Source organism: Enterobacter sp. MGH 4 (genome assembly GCF_000534735.1).
Classification (GTDB): domain Bacteria; phylum Pseudomonadota; class Gammaproteobacteria; order Enterobacterales; family Enterobacteriaceae; genus Enterobacter; species Enterobacter intestinihominis.
Map to the genome: position 1 here is coordinate 339,757 of NZ_KI973293.1, position 19,105 is coordinate 358,861.

The following is a 19,105-nucleotide window of genomic DNA, read 5'->3' on the forward strand; positions in this document are numbered from 1 at the left end:
CCATTTCAATTAACCGCAAAGCGGATTACGTTGTAAATCAAGCACATTACAATGAACTACGATACGGCAGAATGTTCGAGCGCAGCATCTGCTGCGTGCCCAGACCGTAGTTAGAGCTCAGGCCGCGCAACTCGATATTAAAGCCAATCACGTTATCGTATTTGCCCTGACTGTTTTGCGTATCCCAGCCGTTAAGTTTGCGTTCGTAACCGACACGTATTGCGTAACAGCAGGAGTTATATTGCAGACCCAGCATCTGGTCAGCAGGTTTTTGGGTATTCGTGTCATAGTAGTAGGCTCCGACGACTGACCAACGATCGGCGATAGGCCAGCTCGCGGCGGTACCCACCTGTGAAATACCGTCTTTGTATTGGTCTGTATTCGCATAGTTTGGCAATGTCGCCTGGATATACTCCGGGCTGGCGTAACGGTACGTCAACTGCAACATGCGATCTTCATCACGACGATATTCGATGGCAGCGCTGCCCGTCGCGATATTGTCCAGTCGTGTATCGTACTGAACACCACCGCGCAGACCCCAACGATCCGTCATACGCCAGTAGGTGTCGCCCGCCCATACCAGTGAGCCCGTTTTGTTGTCTTTCTCCCAGTTAATGTGGTCATCACCGGTACGAGACTCGGTGAAATAGTAGATTTGACCAACAGAAACGTTAAAACGTTCAACGGCAGCATCATCATAAACGCGCGTTGTGACGCCGGTCGTTAACTGGTTAGCAGACGCAATACGGTCAAGGCCGCCGTAGGTACGATCGCGGAACAGGCCGCTGTAGTCTGATTGCAGGAAGGACGAGTCGTAGTTTTGAATTTTGCTCTGATCGCGATAAGGCACGTACAGATACTGCATACGTGGCTCAAGCGTCTGGGTGTATCCATCCGCGAGAAGAGCCATGTCACGTTCGAAAATCAGCTTCCCGTCCATTTTGAACTGCGGAAGCGTACGGTTTACCGACTCTTCAAGATCGGTGCCATAGCGTTTGTTATACCAGTCCAGATTTTTCTGCTGATAGTGGGTGGCCATCAGCTTGGCTTCGGTATTCAGGCTTGCCCAGTCGTTTGACCACGGCAGATTGATCGTCGGCTCGATATGCAGACGCGTTGATTCCGGCATATCCGAGTTGGTGTTGACGAAATGGACCGCCTGAGCGTAAACGTGCGTGTCGAAAGGACCCACATCGTTCTGGTACCAGTTCACGTCCAGCTGCGGCTCTGCACCGTAGGTGCTGTTTGTTTGCGTATCAAACACCTGGAACTGCTTGGTCGACACCGTTGCGTCAAAATTTTCAATGGCGTAGCCCACGCTGAATATCTGCGTGGCGTAACCGTCGGTACTGGACCCGTATTTAGAGTCGAAGTCGTTGAAGTAATACGGATCGCTGACTTTGGTGTAGTCGATGTTGAAGCGCCACACCTGATCCAATACCCCGGCGTGCTTCCAGTAGTACATCCAGCGGTGCTTATCACCTTCGCTCGGATGTTCGTCCTGGAACACCTTATCTGATGGCAGATAATCAAACTCCATCAGGCCCGCGCCCGCTTTGGTCAGATAGCGGAATTCGTTCTCCCACATGATGTTACCGCGCTTATGGATGTAGTGCGGCGTGATTGTGGCGTCCATGTTGGGCGCAATGTTCCAGTAGTACGGCAGGTAGAACTCAAAGTAGTTCGACGTGCTGTACTTGGCGTTCGGGATCAGGAAGCCTGAACGACGTTTGTCACCCACAGGCAGTTGCAGGTAAGGACTATAGAAAATGGGCACCGGGCCGAGTTTAAAACGGGCGTTCCAGATCTCTGCAACCTGTTCTTCACGGTCGTGGATCACTTCGCTGCCCACAACGCTCCAGGTATTTGACCCTGGCAAACAGGACGTAAACGAGCCGTTTTCGAGAATGGTGTAGCGGTTCTTGCCGCGCTGCTTCATCAGGTCTGCGGTACCGCGCCCCTGACGACCGACCATCTGATAATCACCTTCCCAGACGTTGGTGTCTTTGGTATTCAGATTCGACCAGGCTTTCGGACCTTTCAGGATGACCTGATTGTCGTCATAGTGCACATTACCCAGCGCATCCACCGTACGGACAGGCGCCTGAGCACCTTCCGGCTGCTTCTGGTGCAATTGCACTTCGTCAGCCAGCAGACGGCTGTTACCCTGGTTAATATCGACATTGCCCGTAAAGGTTGCATTGTCAGGATAATTACCTTTTGCGCTGTCGGCATTAATGGTGACGGGTAAGTCATTCGTATCGCCTTTCACCAGTGGGCGATTGTAACTTGGGACGCCAAGCATACACTGCGAGGCGAGATCGGCTGCGAGCCCCTGTTGGCTGTACAGGGCGGTGCCAATCATTGTGGCCAGAAGGGTGGGGATACGTTTTTTCATACGTTGTATTTTATTGTTCCGTCATCAGTGGCTACGGCTTACAAACGCTCAGAGACTATCTTACTCATCAGCGCAGTACCAGCGTTAATCCTGCCCGTTTGCGCGCCAGAGTGTTAGGCTCGCTATCGAATGACGAGTATGATAATGCAAATTATAGGCGATGTCCCTCAATTGACCGTGGCGCGACCACTGTAATGATGGCGTTGCGTCGGCCAGGAACATGACCATTCGGGGAGTATATGCAGTATTGGGGTAAAATAATCGGCGTTGCGTTCGCAATTATTATGGGTGCCGGATTCTGGGGTGTTGTTCTTGGCCTCATTATCGGCCATATGTTTGATAAAGCACGCAGCCGCAAAATGGCCTGGTTTGCCAACCAGCGCGAGCGCCAGTCACTCTTCTTCTCCACCACCTTCGAGGTGATGGGGCACTTAACCAAATCAAAAGGGCGCGTAACGGAAGCCGATATTCAGGTTGCCAGCGTCTTTATGGATCGCATGAATCTGCACGGCGAATCCCGCGTCGCGGCGCAGAATGCATTCCGGATTGGTAAAGCGGATAACTACCCGCTGCGTGAAAAAATGCGGCAGTTCCGTAGCATCTGCTTCGGGCGCTTTGATTTAATTCGGATGTTTCTGGAAATTCAAATCCAGGCCGCCTTCGCGGATGGCTCTCTGCATCCGAATGAACGGGACGTCCTGTATGTAATTGCTGAAGAGCTGGGCATTTCCCGCATGCAGTTCGATCAGTTCCTGCGCATGATGCAGGGCGGCGCGCACTTTGGCGGCGGTTATCAACAGCAATCGTCCGGTGGCGGCTGGCAGCAGGCGCAGCGTGGCCCTACGCTTGAAGATGCCTGTAATGTCCTCGGCGTGAAGCCCTCTGACGATGTCACGACCATCAAACGCGCCTATCGTAAGCTGATGAGCGAGCACCATCCGGATAAGCTGGTGGCGAAAGGCCTGCCGCCTGAGATGATGGAGATGGCGAAACAGAAAGCGCAGGAAATCCAGAAAGCCTACGAGCTGATTAAAGAGCAGAAAGGTTTTAAATAAAAAAATGGCCCGACAGTGTCGGGCCATTTTTTCAGAAGTCCACCGGGGCTTTGAACGTCATGGCGTTGCCGAAAGCAGGGTGGGTGATGGTGAGCGTCTGCGCATGCAGTTGCAGGCGCGGCGCTAACGCCAGCGCTTCCGGCGGCGCATAGAATCTGTCACCCAGAATCGGGTGACCCATCGCAAGCATATGCACACGCAGCTGATGGGAGCGCCCGGTAATCGGCTTCAGCAGGACGCGCGCGGTATTATCCGGCGCGTACTCCAGCACTTCATACTCGGTCTGCGCAGCCTTGCCGGTTTCATAACACACCTTCTGCTTTGGCCGGTTCGGCCAGTCGCAAATCAGCGGTAAATCCACCAGCCCTTCCGCCTGCGCCGGATGGCCCCACACGCGGGCGACATACTGCTTCTTCGGCTCGCGCTCGCGGAACTGACGCTTCAGCTCACGTTCTGCCGCCTTATTAAGAGCCACCACAATCACGCCGCTGGTCGCCATATCCAGACGATGGACAGACTCGGCCTGGGGATAATCGCGCTGGATACGCGTCATCACGCTGTCTTTATGCTCTTCCAGACGCCCCGGCACGGACAACAGGCCGCTCGGCTTGTTAACCACCATAATGTGCTCGTCCTGATACAGAATGACCAGCCACGGATCCATCGGGGGATTGTAGGGCTCCATTACCATTTTGCGCTCCGCTTACTGATGCGTCACAACGATAAGACGCAGGGCGTCGAGACGCCATCCCGCCTGATTCAGACTTTCCAGCACCTGCTGGCGGTTGCTCTCAATTGCGGCCAGCTCATCGTCACGAATGTTCGGGTTCACCGCTTTCAACGCTTCCAGACGCGACAGCTCGGCAGAAAGCTTCTCATCGGCTTCGCTGCGCGCCGCATCAATCAGCACTCTGGCCGCTTTTTCGGCCTGGGTTTCACCCAGTTGCAGAATGGCATGCACGTCCTGTTGCACCGCATTCACCAGCTTGCTGCCGGTATGGCGGTTCACCGCGCTCAACTGACGGTTGAAGCTTTCAAACTCCACCTGGCCGGCCAGATTCGTACCGTTTTTATCCAGCAGCAGACGCACCGGCGTTGGCGGGAGGAAGCGGTTAAGCTGAAGCTGTTTCGGCGCCTGCGCTTCCACAACGTAGATCAGCTCCACCAGCAGCGTGCCCACAGGCAAGGCTTTGTTCTTCAACAGGGAAATGGTGCTGCTGCCGGTATCGCCGGAGAGGATCAGATCCAGACCGTTGCGGATCAGCGGGTGCTCCCAGGTAATGAACTGTGCGTCTTCGCGGGACAGCGCCACATCACGCTCAAAGGTGATAGTGCAGCCGTCTTCCGGCAGGCCCGGGAAATCCGGCACCAGCATATGATCGGACGGGGTCAGCACGATCATGTTCTCGCCGCGATCGTCCTGGTTTATACCGACGATGTCGAACAGATTCATGGAGAAGCTGATCAGGCTGGTGTCGTCGTCCTGCTCTTCAATGCTTTCGGCCAGCTGCTGCGCTTTTTCACCGCCGTTGGAGTGGATCTCCAGCAGGCGATCGCGACCCTGCTCCAGCTGCGCTTTCAGTGCGTCGTGCTTCTCACGGCAGGATTTAATCAGCTCATCAAAGCCCTCGCTATTTTCAGGCGCGGCCAGGTAACCGATCAGATCGCCATGGACCTGATCGTAAATGGTGCGGCCGGTCGGGCAGGTGTGTTCAAACGCGTCCAGCCCTTCGTGGTACCAGCGCACCAGCACGGACTGGGCGGTTTTCTCCAGATACGGCACGTGGATCTGAATATCGTGCGCCTGCCCGATACGATCCAGACGGCCAATACGCTGCTCCAGCAGATCCGGGTTAAACGGCAGATCGAACATCACCAGATTGCTGGCGAACTGGAAGTTACGGCCTTCAGAACCGATTTCAGAGCACAGCAGAACCTGCGCGCCGCTGTCCTCTTCACCAAACCAGGCCGCAGCGCGGTCGCGCTCAACTATGGACATGCCTTCGTGGAACACGGCGGCGCGAATGCCTTCGCGCTCACGCAGAACCTGCTCCAGCTGCAATGTGGTAGCGGCTTTGGCGCAGATCACCAGCACTTTCTGGGAACGGTGAGCGGTGAGGTAGCCCATCAACCACTCCACGCGCGGATCGAAATTCCACCAGGTGCCGGTGTCGCCTTCGAATTCCTGATAAATCTGTTCCGGGTAGAGCATGTCGCGCGCGCGATCTTCCGCAGATTTACGGGTGCCCATAATGCCGGAGACTTTAATCGCCGTCTGGTACTGGGTCGGCAGCGGCAGTTTGATGGTGTGCAGCTCGCGTTTCGGGAAGCCTTTCACGCCGTTACGGGTGTTACGGAACAGCACGCGGCTGGTACCGTGGCGATCCATCAGCATGTCGATCAGCTCTTTACGCGCGGATCCCGCATTATCGCTGTCGCTGTTCGCGGCCTGAAGCAGCGGCTCAATATCCTGCTCGCCAATCAGATCGCTGAGAGTGTTAAGCTCATCATTAGAGAGACGATTACCGGCCAGCAGCAGCGCGACGGCGTCCGCCACCGGGCGGTAGTTTTTCTGCTCTTCAACAAACTGCTCAAAATCGTGGAAACGGTTGGGATCGAGCAGACGCAGACGGGCGAAGTGGCTCTCAAGACCCAGCTGCTCCGGCGTGGCGGTCAGGAGCAGAACGCCCGGTACGCGCTCGGCAAGCTGCTCAATCGCCATGTATTCACGGCTTGGCGCGTCTTCGCTCCAGACGAGGTGATGCGCTTCGTCGACGACCATCAGATCCCATTCAGCGTCGCACAGATGCTCCAGGCGCTGCTTGCTGCGGCGCACGAAGTCCAGGGAACAAATGACCAGCTGTTCGGTTTCAAACGGGTTGTCCGCGTCGTGCTGGGCTTCGGCATAGCGCTCATCGTCGAACAGGGAGAAGCGCAGGTTAAAGCGGCGCAGCATTTCAACCAGCCACTGATGTTGCAGCGTTTCTGGAACCACAATCAGCACGCGCTCGGCAGCGCCAGAGAGCAGCTGCTGGTGCAGGATCATGCCTGCTTCGATGGTTTTACCCAGACCCACCTCGTCAGCCAGCAGCACGCGAGGCGCATGGCGACGGCCCACGTCATGGGCGATATTCAGCTGATGGGGAATAAGGCTGGTACGCTGACCGCGCAGGCCGCTCCACGGCATGCGGTACTGCTCACTCTGGAACTTACGTGCGCGGTAGCGCAGGGAGAAGCGATCCATTCGGTCGATTTGCCCGGCAAACAGACGGTCCTGCGGCTTGCTGAACACCAGTTTGCTGTCGAGCAGCACTTCACGCAGGATGACATTCGTCTCGTCGGTATCAAGACGCGTACCGATGTAGGCGAGCAGTCCATTCTCTTCTTTTACGTCTTCAACCTTCAGTTGCCAGCCTTCGTGGCTGGTCACGGTGTCGCCCGGATTGAACATTACGCGGGTAACAGGGGAGTCATTGCGAGCGTACAGGCGGTTTTCACCGGTAGCAGGGAAAAGGAGGGTAACCATGCGCGCATCGACGGCAACGACGGTTCCTAATCCAAGTTCGCTTTCTGTATCGCTGATCCAGCGTTGACCAAGTGTAAAAGGCATAGTTGTTCGGCTCTAATCTTTAATTGCAGGCAATAGTTCGACCCCGTCAAAAAAGACGGTCGTCGAAAAATGGGTCCGGGAATGGAAAGGGCGCTATGGTACTGGATGGCAACGGTTTCGTCACGCGTCAAAATAGCCCAAGTTGTCCTGTCACTAGTGTAGCAAAGTCGTCATTGATGAACGGTAAAATTCCCTCCGCTACCGGCTGAAGCTGGCGGGTCAGGTAGTGATCGTAATCGAGCGGAGACTGCTGGTAATCAACGGGTTCCGGGCCGTTAGTTGTCCAGACGTATTTGATCGTTCCCCGGTTCTGATACTGCGGCGCACGGCCCCGGCGAACATTCTCTTCATCCGCCAGCCGCGCGGCGCGTACGTGGGGAGGAACGTTACGCTGATATTCCGCCAGCGGGCGGCGCAGGCGCTTGCGATACACCAGCTGGTCATCCAGCTCACCCGCCATCAGGCTGGCGATGGTGTCGCGCACGTAGTCCTGATAGGGCTCGTTGCGAAACACCCGCAGGTAGAGCGTCTGCTGGAACTGCTGTGCCAGCGGCGTCCAGTCGGTGCGCACCGTCTCCAGCCCTTTAAACACCATCCGCTGCGTGTCACCTTCCTGAATCAGCCCGGCGTAGCGCTTCTTGCTGCCCTGGTCGGTTCCGCGAATGGTCGGCATTAAAAAGCGGGCAAAATGGGTTTCAAACTCCAGCTCTAACGCGCTGGTTAACCGCTCTTTTTGCAAATTTTCGCGCCACCAGTCGTTCACGTAGGCGACCAGTTCTTTGCCGATTTGCGCGGCGGCGTCCTCTGAATGGGCCGCTTTCAGCCAGACAAAGGTGGAGTCGGTATCGCCATAAATCACGTCATAGCCCCGGGATTCAATCAGCGCTTTGGTCTGGCGCATAATGTCGTGCCCGCGCATGGTGATGGACGACGCCAGACGGGGATCAAAGAAGCGGCAGGCGCTGGTACCCAGCACGCCGTAAAAGGCGTTCATAATGATTTTCAGCGCCTGTGAGAGCGGCTTGTTGCCGTGGCGTTTCGCCTCGTCGCGGCCGTGCCAGATGTTTCCCACGATCTCAGGCAGGCAGTGTTTTTCGCGCGAGAAGCGTGCCCCGAGAAAACCTTCAGTACTGTGCGCATCGTCTGGCTGCGCCATCCCCTCGACCAGCCCTACCGGATCAATCAGAAATGTGCGGATAATCGACGGGTACAGACTTTTATAATCCAGCACCAGCACCGAATCATACAGCCCGGGCCGTGAATCCATCACGTAACCGCCGGGACTGGCCTGCGGCGGCACGTCACCGAGGTTAGGGGCCACATAGCCCGCCCGATGCATCCGCGGGAAATAGAGGTGGCTGAAGGCCGCTACCGAGCCGCCGTGCCTGTCGACCGCGAGACCGTTTACCGTTGCGCGTTCCAGCAGGAAGGGCATGATCTCGGTTTTATGGAAAATCTGCGTTACCAGCTCACAGTCTTTCAGGTTATAAGTAGCGAGCGCCGGCTTATCCTCATTAAAGCGCCGGTCGATCTCGTCCATTCGGTCCCAGGGATTGTCGATGGATTTACCTTCACCGAGCAGCGCCTGGGCGACCGCTTCCAGCGAGAAGGAAGAGAAGTTCCAGAAGGCGGATTTCAGCGCCTCGATGCCGTCGATTATCAGGCGACCGTTAGCCTGTGCGAAGAATACGCCGTTCTTAAAACCGTGCTCTCGCCACTCCAGCTCCGTGTTTCCGCGCCCTAACGTCAGGGGAATGCGGTACCGCTCGGCATGTTTTTGCAACACGCGCAGGTCAAACTGCACCACGTTCCAGCCGATCAATACATCCGGGTCGTGCTCGGCAAACCACTGGTTAAGCTTCTCCAGCAGCTGTGGTCGGCTGGTAACGTATTCCAGATGAAAATCCAGCGCGGACGCATCGCCGTTCGGGGGCCCGAGCATATAGACAACCCGCTGCCCGCAGCCTTCAAGGCCGATGCAGTAAAGCTCGCCGTGACGGGTGGTTTCGATATCCAGCGAGACCCACTTCAGCGGCGGGCGATAGTGCGGGTTAGGCTTCAGGCGCGCGTTCACGAGACAACCGTTCTGCTCAGCGCCGTCCACCCAGACGGGGGCGGTGATAAACCGCTCCATCAGAAAACGTTCCGGCGGGCGAATGTCCGCTTCATAGAGCGTCACGCCCGCTTCGCGGAGCAATTTTTCATAGCGCATCAGCTGGCGATGGGCGCGACAGTAGAGGCCATAAACCGGCTGGCGGTGGAAGTCTTTTAGCTCAAGAGGCGTGAGGCGCCAGCCGTTTTCACCGCGCAGCAGCTGCTTTACCTTCTCGACGTGGTGTTCAGGGATAAACGCCACGGACTCCTGAGGCGGCAGGGTAACGTGCAGCGGGCCGTTATCCGTCGCCAGCCAGAACGCAACCTCGGTGCCCTGAGGGGTATCCCGCCAGTGTCGGGTCAGTAAAAAGCCTTCTTGCGCCTGTGCCACGCCGCTATCCCACAAAACAAAACCAGGCCTGATTATAGCCTGGTTGAGGGGTGTTTGCTGGGGTTTTATACAGTGCCTGTTTTGCCGGATGGCGCTACGCTTATCCGGCCAACAGGATCCGTAGGCCCGATAAGCGCAGCGCCACCGGACAATGTTTTACTGCCCGTAGTACGCCTTCGCGCCGTGCTTGCGCAGATAATGCTTATCGAGCAGGGTTTGCTGCATATCCGGCAACTGCGGCGCCAGCTGGCGGCAGAAGATCCCCATGTAGGCGACTTCCTCCAGCACGATCGCGTTGTGCACCGCGTCCTCCGCGTTTTTACCCCAGGCAAACGGACCGTGGGAGTGCACCAGCACGCCGGGCATTTGCGCCGCGTCGATACCCTGTTTTTCGAAGGTTTCGACGATCACGTTCCCGGTTTCCCATTCGTACTCACCGCCGATCTCCGCATCGGTCATCAGACGCGTGCAGGGAATGGTGCCGTAAAAGTAGTCCGCGTGGGTGGTGCCGGTGGCCGGAATTGGCTGACCCGCCTGCGCCCAGATGGTCGCGTGACGCGAATGGGTATGCACAATCCCACCGATGGTCGGGAAGGCCTGATACAGCAGGCGGTGAGTGGGCGTATCGGAGGAGGGCTTTTTATCGCCTTCAACCACTTCACCCGTTTCGATGCTGACCACCACCATATCTTCCGCGGTCATCACCGTGTAATCCACGCCCGAAGGCTTGATCACGAACACGCCTTTTTCCCGGTCAACGGCGCTGACGTTGCCCCAAGTCAGGGTCACCAGGTTATGTTTTGGCAGCGCCAGGTTGGCTTCGAGTACCTGACGTTTGAGATCTTCTAACATTGTCGTCTCCTGCCGGATGGCGCTGCGCTTATCCGGCCTACAGAACCGTAGGCCCGGTAAACGAAATGCCACCGGGCATTCAGGGCTTAGCGTTTTGAACCGTAATAGACTTCGTTCCAGCGCAGCGCGTCTTTAAAGGCTGGCAGACGGGTGTCGTTATCAATCACGGTCAGTTCGATGTCGTGCAGCTCGGCAAACTGACGCATATCGTTCAGGCCAAGCGCGTGGCTGAAGACGGTGTGGTGCGCGCCGCCGGCCAGGATCCAGGCTTCCGACGCGGTTGGCAGGTCAGGTTGCGCTTTCCACAGGGCGTTCGCGACCGGCAGTTTCGGCAGAGAATGCGGAGTTTCCACAGCATCGACGCAGTTCACCAGCAGGCGGAAACGGTCGCCGAGGTCGATCAGGCTGGCGTTAATGGCCGGGCCGGTACGGGTGTTGAAGATCAGACGGGCCGGATCCGCTTTGCCGCCAATGCCGAGGTACTGCACATCGAGGATCGGTTTCTCTTCAACGGCGATAGACGGACACACTTCCAGCATGTGCGAGCCGAGCACCAGATCGTTGCCGTTCTCGAAGTGGTAGGTGTAGTCTTCCATAAAAGAGGTGCCGCCCTGCAGACCGGTTGACATCACCTTCATGATGCGAAGCAGAGCGGCAGTTTTCCAGTCGCCTTCGCCCGCAAAACCGTAGCCCTGCTGCATCAGACGTTGTACCGCCAGACCCGGGAGCTGTTTCAGGCCGTGGAGATCTTCAAAGGTGGTGGTGAAGGCATGGAAGCCGCCCTGTTCCAGGAAGCGCTTCATGCCCAGTTCAATGCGTGCGGCATCCAGCACGTTCTGGCGCTTGTCGCCGTTGACCTGTGCCGCAGGCGTCAGGCGGTAGCTGCTTTCGTACTCGTCCACCAGCGCGTTAACGTCGCCATCGCTGATGTCATTCACCACCTGCACCAGGTCGCCCACTGCCCAGGTATTCACGGAGAAGCCGAACTTGATCTGCGCGGCCACTTTGTCGCCGTCGGTTACGGCAACTTCACGCATGTTGTCGCCGAAACGCACCACTTTAAGGTGACGGGTATCCTGCTTAGAGACCGCCTGACGCATCCAGGAGCCAATGCGTTTTTGTGCCTGGCCGTCCTGCCAGTGGCCGGTCACCACGGCATGTTGTTGACGCATACGTGCGCCGATGAAGCCGAACTCGCGACCGCCGTGCGCGGTCTGATTCAGGTTCATGAAGTCCATGTCGATGCTGTCCCACGGCAGGGAGGCGTTGAACTGAGTGTGGAATTGCAGCAGCGGTTTGTTGAGGATAGCCAGGCCGTTGATCCACATTTTGGCTGGCGAGAAGGTGTGCAGCCACACCACCAGGCCAGCGCATTTGTCATCGTAATTGGCATCGCGGCAGATGTTAGTGATTTCGTCCGGCGTAGTACCCAGCGGCTTCAGCACCAGTTTGCACGGCAGTTTGGCTTCCGCGTTCAGCGCATTCACAACGTGCTCCGCGTGTTTCGTCACCTGCTGCAACGCTTCCGGTCCGTATAAATGCTGGCTGCCAATCACAAACCACACTTCATAATTATTAAAAATGGTCATTATCGTGTCCTTAATGTGTCAGGGTTGCCGTAGTGTCCGCGGTACTTTTGGCCGGGGCGGCGACAGGGAGATAGTGAAGTTCGGCGCTTTTTGCCCATTGCTGGTAGCGCTGATAAAGCTGTTCAAAGCGTTGTGCTTGCTGAGCCTGCGGCTGAAGCGTACTTTCGACGGCGCTCGCCATATGCTGTTGCGCGGCCGGGATATCCGCATGGACGCCTGCGGCCACGGCAGCGAAAATCGCTGCGCCCAGCGCACAGCACTGATCGGAGGCCACAATTTGCAGCGGACGGTTGAGCACGTCGCAGCAGGCCTGCATGATCACCGGGTTTTTACGGGCGATACCGCCCAAAGCCATCACGTTGTTCACGTCAATGCCCTGCCCGGTGAAGCACTCCATGATGGCGCGCGCGCCGAACGCGGTGGCGGCGATCAGGCCGCCAAACAGCGCGGGCGCGTCGGTCGCCAGGTTGAGATCGGTAATCACCCCTTTCAGACGCTGGTTGGCAAACGGCGTACGACGGCCGTTGAACCAGTCCAGCACCACCGGCAGGTGATCGAGAGACGGATTTTTTGCCCAGGCTTCGGTGAGCTGCGGCAGGAGCTGTTTTTTGCTCGTGGTAATCTGGTTTTTCAGTTCAGGATGCGCGGCCGCCAGCTGATCCAGCGGCCAGCCGAGCACCCGGCCAAACCAGGCGTAGATATCGCCAAACGCGGACTGACCCGCTTCGAGGCCGATAAAATCAGGCACCACGCTGCCGTCAACCTGACCGCAGATACCCTTCACCGCGCGGTCGCCAACGGTCGTTTTATCCGCCGTCAGAATGTCGCAGGTGGAGGTGCCAATCACTTTCACCAGCGTGTTAGGCTGCGCACCCGCGCCCACGGCGCCCATATGGCAGTCGAAAGCGCCGCCGGAAATGGTCACGTTTTGCGGCAGACCGAGGCGTTTCGCCCACTCTTCACAGAGCATGCCGACCGGAATATCGGCGGTGAAGGTGTCGGTAAACAGCGGGTATGTCAGGTTTTTGTTGATGATCGGGTCGAGTTCATCGAAGAACTCTGCCGGAGGCAGACCACCCCAGCTTTCATGCCACAGCGATTTATGCCCGGCGCTGCAACGGCCACGGCGAATAGCCTGCGGGCGAGTGGTGCCGGAAAGCAGGGCGGGAACCCAGTCGCACAGCTCAATCCATGACGCCGCTGCCTGTGCGACCGACGCGTCCGCGCGGGTAACGTGCAGGATTTTTGCCCAGAACCATTCGCTGGAGTAGATCCCGCCGATGTAGCGCGAGTAGTCGGTTTTGCCCGGCTGGTGGCATAAGCGGGTGATGGCTTCCGCCTCTTCCACGGCGGTATGGTCTTTCCACAGCACAAACATGGCGTTCGGGTTATCGGCAAACTCCGGGCGAAGCGCCAGTACGCGGCCTTCTGCATCAACCGGGGCCGGCGTTGAACCGGTACTGTCGACGCCAATCCCCACGACGTCGGCCCGCTGGGCATCCGTCAGCTCCGCCAGCACGGTTTTGATCGCCGCTTCCATTGATTCAATGTAATCGCGCGGGTGGTGACGGAACTGGTTGTTCGGCGCATCGCAGTAGCGCCCCTCTTGCCAGCGCGGATACCACTCAACGCTGGTTGCTATCTCCCGGCCAGTCGTACAGTCCACTGCCAGCGCGCGAACTGAGTCGCTGCCAAAATCGAGGCCAATTGCAATTGCCATGGTGTTGCTCCATCCAAAACAGGTATGGAAGAACATTAGAGACTGAGGACAAAGATCGTCAGGCAGGATCCGCTAATCTTATGGATTAAATTGCTGTTACTATTGAAAGTGTGACGCCGTGCAAATATTCAATTTGGACATTTCTGCCGTACTTATAGACACTTTTGTTACTGCTTATCCGCCCGTGCTGGCGGAGAAATCAGGGGAAAAGGCTGAAACATGGCGGACGTAAAAGAGGCGTGATGCTTTTTGGATCTTTTCGCGGGCCATTTTTATACTGCTTTTATCGATATGGACAATTGGTTTCCTTCAGGACCCTTGGGAGAACTGAATCTATGGCCGAACCGCAAAACGATCCCCTGCTGCCGGGATACTCATTTAACGCCCATCTGGTGGCGGGGCTGACGCCCATTGAGGCCGAGGGGTATCTCGATTTCTACGTCGATCGACCGCTCGGAATGAAAGGGTATATTCTGAACCTGACCGTTCGCGGGGAAGGGGTGATTAAAAACGGCGATCGGCAGTTTATCTGCCGCCCTGGTGATATGCTGCTGTTCCCGCCGGGGGAGATCCACCACTACGGGCGCCACCCGGATGCCAAAGAGTGGTATCACCAGTGGGTCTATTTCCGTCCGCGCGCCTACTGGCAGGAGTGGCTCTCGTGGCCGGCCATTTTCGCGCAAACCGGTTTTTATCGCCCGGATGAGGCGCATCTGGCGCAGTTCCGTGAGCTGTTTGCACAGATTATTGAGGCAGGGCAGGCGGGAGGGCGCTACGCCGAACTGCTGGCCATCAACCTGCTTGAACAGGTACTGCTGCGCCGCATGGAGGCCATCAACGAGTCGCTTAATCCGCCGCTGGACAACCGCGTCCGCGACGCCTGCCAGTACATCAGCGACCACCTTGCCGACAGCCAGTTTGATATTGCCAGCGTCGCCCAGCATGTGTGCCTGTCGCCGTCACGGCTGTCGCATCTGTTCCGCCAGCAGCTTGGCGTGAGCGTACTCAGCTGGCGCGAGGATCAGCGCATCAGCCAGGCGAAACTGCTGCTCAGCACCACCCGAATGCCTATCGCCACCGTCGGGCGTAACGTCGGCTTTGAAGATCAGCTCTATTTCTCTCGCGTGTTTAAGAAGTGCACCGGTGCCAGCCCGAGCGAATTCCGTGCGGGATGTGAATAATCGGTAAACATTCAGGTGAACTTCAGGCGCATCTTGTAAACTATTCAGACAATTGATGCCTTGACGCGGTGCAGGGCGCTAAGCAGAATCGCTGATTCGTTTTCTGACCGGAATAGTTATGCAGGCATTGCTGGAACATTTTATTACCCAGTCCGTTATGTATTCGCTCATCGCCGTGGCGCTGGTGGCGTTTCTGGAGTCGCTGGCGCTGGTCGGGCTGATCCTGCCCGGCACCGTGATGATGGCGGGGCTTGGGGCGCTTATCGGCAGCGGCGAGGTCAATTTCTGGCAGGCGTGGATGGCCGGTATTATCGGCTGTTTGCTGGGGGACTGGATCTCCTTCTGGCTGGGCTGGCGCTTTAAGAAGCCGCTGCACCGCTGGTCGTTCATGAAAAAAAACAAAGCGCTGCTGGATAAAACCGAGCATGCGCTGCACCAGCACAGCATGTTCACCATCCTCGTGGGGCGCTTCGTTGGGCCAACGCGTCCACTGGTGCCGATGGTGGCCGGGATGCTGGATCTGCCCGTCGCGAAGTTTGTGGTGCCGAACATTATCGGCTGCGTCTTCTGGCCGCCGTTCTACTTCCTGCCGGGTATCCTGGCGGGCGCGGCGATTGATATTCCTGACGGTATGCAAAGCGGTGAGTTTAAATGGCTTCTGCTGGGTACGGCGGTGCTGCTGTGGCTGGCGGTTTGGCTCTGCTGGCGCCTGTGGCGCAGCGCGAAAGCGAGCGTCGATCGCCTGACCCGCTATCTCCCGCGCACGCGCCTGCTCTGGCTGGCCCCACTTACGCTCGGCGTGGCGGTGGTAGCGCTGGTGGCGCTAATCCGCCACCCGCTGATGCCGGTGTACGGCGAGATCCTGTTGAAGGTGGTGAGCCGTTAAGGTGTTTTCCCTCTCCCCGTGGGAGAGGGCCAGGGTGAGGGCATCAGACCGCACGAATGCCCAACAATGAAGATGCCCCTGCGTTACCACTCAGAAGTTCTTCTGTTTCTCCATCCCACAAAATACGTCCCTCTGCGATCACCACCGATCGCGGCGCGATGCGTGCGGCATCTTCAATGCTGTGCGAAACCATCAGCATCGTCAGTTGTTCGCGCTCGCACACCTCCTCAACCAGCGAGAGCATCTCCTGGCGCAGAGCCGGGTCGAGCGCCGAAAAGGGTTCGTCGAGCAGCAGCAGCGGCTGCTTGCGCACCAGACAGCGTGCCAGCGCCACGCGCTGGCGCTGGCCGCCGGAAAGCTCCCCCGGAAGTCTGTTGATAAACGCAGACAGGCCCATTTGTTCGGCGATCGCCTCCAGCGTCTGACGCTGCGCAGCACTGAGCTTTAACCCCGGATCCATACCCAGCGCGATGTTCTGCCAGACCGTAAGATGATTGAATAGATTGTTTTCCTGAAACAGCATCGACACCGGGCGCTTAGCCGGCGGAGCGTAGGTAAACTCGCCGTTATCAATGACGATCGACCCGCTGGCAGGTTGCAGAAAACCGGCAATCAGATTGAGCAGGGTACTTTTTCCGGCCCCGCTGGGGCCAAGCACTGCGATTCGCTCTCCCTGACGAACGGAGAGGGTAAAACGCATTGGCAGGTGCTCATAAAGCCAGGTTACATCAGTCAGTTTTAACATCACGCCCCGGAAGTTTTTCGATAACGGTAAATAACGCAAAGCACAGCAGCAACAGGAGCAGCGCCGTGACGGCGCCGTCCTGGCTACGATAGGAGCCGATTTGCTGATAAAGCCAGAACGGCAGCGTGCGGAAATCCTCGTTGCCGAAGAGCGCCACTACGCCAAAATCGCCAATTGACAGCACGCAGGCAAACGCCAGCGCCTGGGCGAGCGGGCGTTTCAGTGCGCGCAATTCTACCACCTTCAGACGCTGCCAGCCCTGCATGCCCAGCGACTGACACAGCAAGCTGTAGCGGCTGTTGACGTCGCGCATCGGGTTTTCCAGTACCTTGAGCGCGTAAGGGATGGCCATCAGTGCGTTGGTAAAAATGACGATGCCGTCGGCGCTTTCCGGCAGGCCGAGGGTGCTGTTGAACAGTAAAAAGAATCCGGTCGCCAGCACAATGCCCGGCATCGCCAGGATCAGCATACCCGTCAGTTCCAGCGCGTGTCCGGCTTGGCGGGCATGGCGCGCGTACAGCTCGCGGCTGCTCCATAGCAGCATCATGGTCAGGATCACGCACGGTAGCCCGGCTGCCAGCGCAATGCGCAAGGAGGTCCACGTCGCTTGCCACAGGACAGGTTGTTGCAGTACCGACAACACATTGCGATTCAGTCCATCAACGATAACGGCCAGCAGCGGGGGCAGCAAAAGCAGGAGTGCCAGTGCGATCAGCATAAAATCCGCGACGCGGCTATACAGGCTGTCCTGCGGATCGCGCCAGCCTGTCATGTTATTGCTTCCTGCGGGGATCGTTTTGCTTAGCCTCTGGCTGAGTAACACCAGTGCCAGACAGCATACCATCTGCACGATCGCCAGCAGCGCGGCGCGGCCCGGATCGTAGTCGTAACTTAAAGCCTGATAGATCGCCAGCTCAATGGTGGTGGCCTGCGGCCCGCCGCCGAGAGAAAGTACGGTCGCGAAGCTGGCGAAGCAGAGCATAAAGATTAGCGCGGCAACCGGGGCAATCTGGCGTCGCAGCCACGGCCATTCGACAAAGCGGAAGAACGACCAGCCGCGCATGCCAAGCTGGGCGGCAATCTGACGCTGCTCACCGGGAATGTTTTCCAGCGCCTGTAAAAAGAGGCGCGTGGCCATCGGCATATTGAAAAAAATATGCGCCAGCAGAATGCCTTTCAGGCCGTATGGCGAGAAGGTCCATTCCAGACCAAGCAGGTTGAAAAGGAATGCCAGCCATCCCTGCCGACCATAGACGCTCAGAATGCCGAACACCGCCACCAGCACGGGCAGGATCAGCGTCATCGCGCACAGCCGCAGCAGGGCAAGCCTGCCGGGGAAACGTCTGCGATAGAGGGCGCGGGCGAGGAAAATGGCCGGGAGCGTCGACAGCAGCGCGGAGAGAAACGCCTGCCAGAAGGAGAAACGGATGACGTGCCAGAGATAGCTGTCGTGCCAGAGGGCAAGCAAATCGCTCTCTGGCGCGTTAAACCACAGCGCAAGGAATGCTCCCAGGCTGACAACCACCATCAGTATAGCGGCGAGCAGCCCGGGAACTAACCAGCCGGGGATCAGCGGCTGACGGCGCGTTGCCATTCACTTATCCATGCGGCGCGCTGGGTGGCAACCTGCTGCGGCGTAAATTCCAGGGAGGTTTGCGGTTTGTTCAGCTGCTCAAAACCTGCCGGCAGCGCAACATCAGTGACCGGGTACATCCAGTTTCCTGTCGGAATAGCATTCTGGAATGCCGGTGAAACCATAAACTTCAGGAATTTCTCGGCGAGCTCCGGCTGTTTGCTCGCGGCGGTGCGGGCGGCCACTTCCACCTGCAAATAATGTCCTTCAGCAAAGTTCGCGGCGGCGTAGTTGTCTTTCTTCTCGGCGATAATGTGGTAGGCCGGAGAAGTCGTGTAGCTCAGCACAAGGTCGCTTTCGCCTTTCAGGAACAGGCCGTAGGCTTCGCTCCAGCCTTTGGTGACGGTAACGGTTTTCGCTGCCAGTTTCTGCCACGCCTCAGGCGTTTTGTCGCCATAGACTTTCTGCATCCACAACAGCAGCCCCAGACCCGGCGTGCTGGTGCGCGGATCTTCATAAATCACGCGCCACTTCTGATCGCTTTCGACCACCTCTTTCAGGCTTTTGGGCGGATTATTCAGCTTGTTTTTATCGTAGACAAACGCAAAGTAACCGTAATCAAAGGGAACGAAGGTGTCGTTTTTCCAGCCGCCCGGCACGTTGACGGCATCTGCCGCCACGCCGCTTTTGGCGAACAGTCTGGTTTGAGTGGCGGCTTGCAGCAGGTTGTTATCCAGCCCGAGCACCACGTCGGCTTTGCTGTTTTTGCCTTCCATACGCAGCCGGTTAAGCAGAGAGACACCATCTTCCAGTGCCACGAATTTCAGCTCGCAGTTGCAGTCGGCTTCAAAGGCTTTTTTCACCGCCGGGCCGGGGCCCCAGTCGGCGGAGAAGGAGTCGTAGGTGTAGACCGTCAGGACAGGCTTAGCAAAAACAGGCAGCGCAAACAGCGCCAGCAGAGGAAGAACGTTTTTTAACACTTTGCACCTCAGGGTTGAGTGGCAAAGGATT

Annotated in this window: 13 protein-coding genes; 3 read left to right on the forward strand and 10 right to left on the reverse strand. The window is 57.5% G+C overall.

The window, feature by feature from the left end; all coding sequences use genetic code 11:
* Positions 1–46: 46 nt before the first annotated feature.
* Positions 47–2,398 (reverse strand): LPS assembly protein LptD, encoded by a 2,352-nt coding sequence (gene lptD, locus L350_RS09030; RefSeq protein ID WP_032625449.1) that lies wholly within the window; start codon positions 2,396–2,398, stop codon positions 47–49.
* A 239-nt stretch (positions 2,399–2,637) separates the two neighbouring features.
* Between lptD and djlA the strand changes: the two genes are divergently transcribed.
* Positions 2,638–3,453 carry a co-chaperone DjlA gene (gene djlA, locus L350_RS09025; protein WP_023299305.1) on the forward strand — a complete coding sequence of 272 codons (816 nt, stop codon included), beginning with the start codon at positions 2,638–2,640 and terminating at the stop codon, positions 3,451–3,453.
* Between the two features lie 31 nt (positions 3,454–3,484).
* Here djlA and rluA read toward each other — a convergent pair whose 3' ends face one another.
* From rluA to araB, 6 genes are all read right to left on the reverse strand, one after another.
* Positions 3,485–4,144: a bifunctional tRNA pseudouridine(32) synthase/23S rRNA pseudouridine(746) synthase RluA gene (gene rluA / locus L350_RS09020; RefSeq protein WP_003856412.1), complete on the reverse strand. Its 660-nt coding sequence runs from the start codon at positions 4,142–4,144 to the stop codon at positions 3,485–3,487.
* A gap of 12 nt (positions 4,145–4,156) precedes the next feature.
* On the reverse strand, positions 4,157–7,063 hold the full coding sequence (gene rapA / locus L350_RS09015; RefSeq protein WP_032625451.1) for an RNA polymerase-associated protein RapA: 2,907 nt from the start codon (positions 7,061–7,063) through the stop codon (positions 4,157–4,159).
* A 127-nt stretch (positions 7,064–7,190) separates the two neighbouring features.
* Complete coding sequence (gene polB / locus L350_RS09010) at positions 7,191–9,548, reverse strand: DNA polymerase II (RefSeq protein WP_032625590.1); 2,358 nt, start codon at positions 9,546–9,548, stop codon at positions 7,191–7,193.
* A 156-nt stretch (positions 9,549–9,704) separates the two neighbouring features.
* Positions 9,705–10,400, reverse strand: coding sequence for an L-ribulose-5-phosphate 4-epimerase (gene araD, locus L350_RS09005; protein ID WP_022647024.1), 696 nt, complete (start codon positions 10,398–10,400; stop codon positions 9,705–9,707).
* Between the two features lie 86 nt (positions 10,401–10,486).
* Complete coding sequence (gene araA, locus L350_RS09000) at positions 10,487–11,989, reverse strand: L-arabinose isomerase (RefSeq protein ID WP_032625453.1); 1,503 nt, start codon at positions 11,987–11,989, stop codon at positions 10,487–10,489.
* Positions 11,990–11,999: 10 nt separating this feature from the next.
* The gene (gene araB, locus L350_RS08995) at positions 12,000–13,709 is read right to left on the reverse strand and encodes a ribulokinase (RefSeq protein WP_032625455.1); all 1,710 of its coding nucleotides are present in this window, start codon (positions 13,707–13,709) and stop codon (positions 12,000–12,002) included.
* A 335-nt stretch (positions 13,710–14,044) separates the two neighbouring features.
* Here araB and araC point away from each other — a divergent pair, with 335 nt between their 5' ends.
* Complete coding sequence (araC, locus tag L350_RS08990; protein ID WP_032625458.1) at positions 14,045–14,890, forward strand: arabinose operon transcriptional regulator AraC; 846 nt, start codon at positions 14,045–14,047, stop codon at positions 14,888–14,890.
* A 118-nt stretch (positions 14,891–15,008) separates the two neighbouring features.
* Positions 15,009–15,776, forward strand: a complete 768-nt coding sequence (locus L350_RS08985; RefSeq protein WP_017383796.1) for a DedA family protein — start codon at positions 15,009–15,011, stop codon at positions 15,774–15,776.
* Between the two features lie 43 nt (positions 15,777–15,819).
* Here the strand turns inward: L350_RS08985 and thiQ are convergent, their stop codons facing one another.
* From thiQ to thiB, 3 genes are read right to left on the reverse strand one after another with little or no spacing between them, the layout of a single operon-like run.
* Positions 15,820–16,521, reverse strand: coding sequence for a thiamine ABC transporter ATP-binding protein ThiQ (thiQ, locus tag L350_RS08980; RefSeq protein WP_032625461.1), 702 nt, complete (start codon positions 16,519–16,521; stop codon positions 15,820–15,822).
* A complete protein-coding gene (thiP, locus tag L350_RS08975; protein WP_032625463.1) occupies positions 16,505–18,115 on the reverse strand; it encodes a thiamine/thiamine pyrophosphate ABC transporter permease ThiP in 1,611 nt (536 codons plus the stop codon). The genes thiQ and thiP overlap by 17 nt, the downstream gene beginning before the upstream one ends.
* A complete protein-coding gene (gene thiB / locus L350_RS08970; RefSeq protein WP_032625466.1) occupies positions 18,091–19,074 on the reverse strand; it encodes a thiamine ABC transporter substrate binding subunit in 984 nt (327 codons plus the stop codon). The genes thiP and thiB overlap by 25 nt, the downstream gene beginning before the upstream one ends.
* Positions 19,075–19,105: the final 31 nt, after the last annotated feature.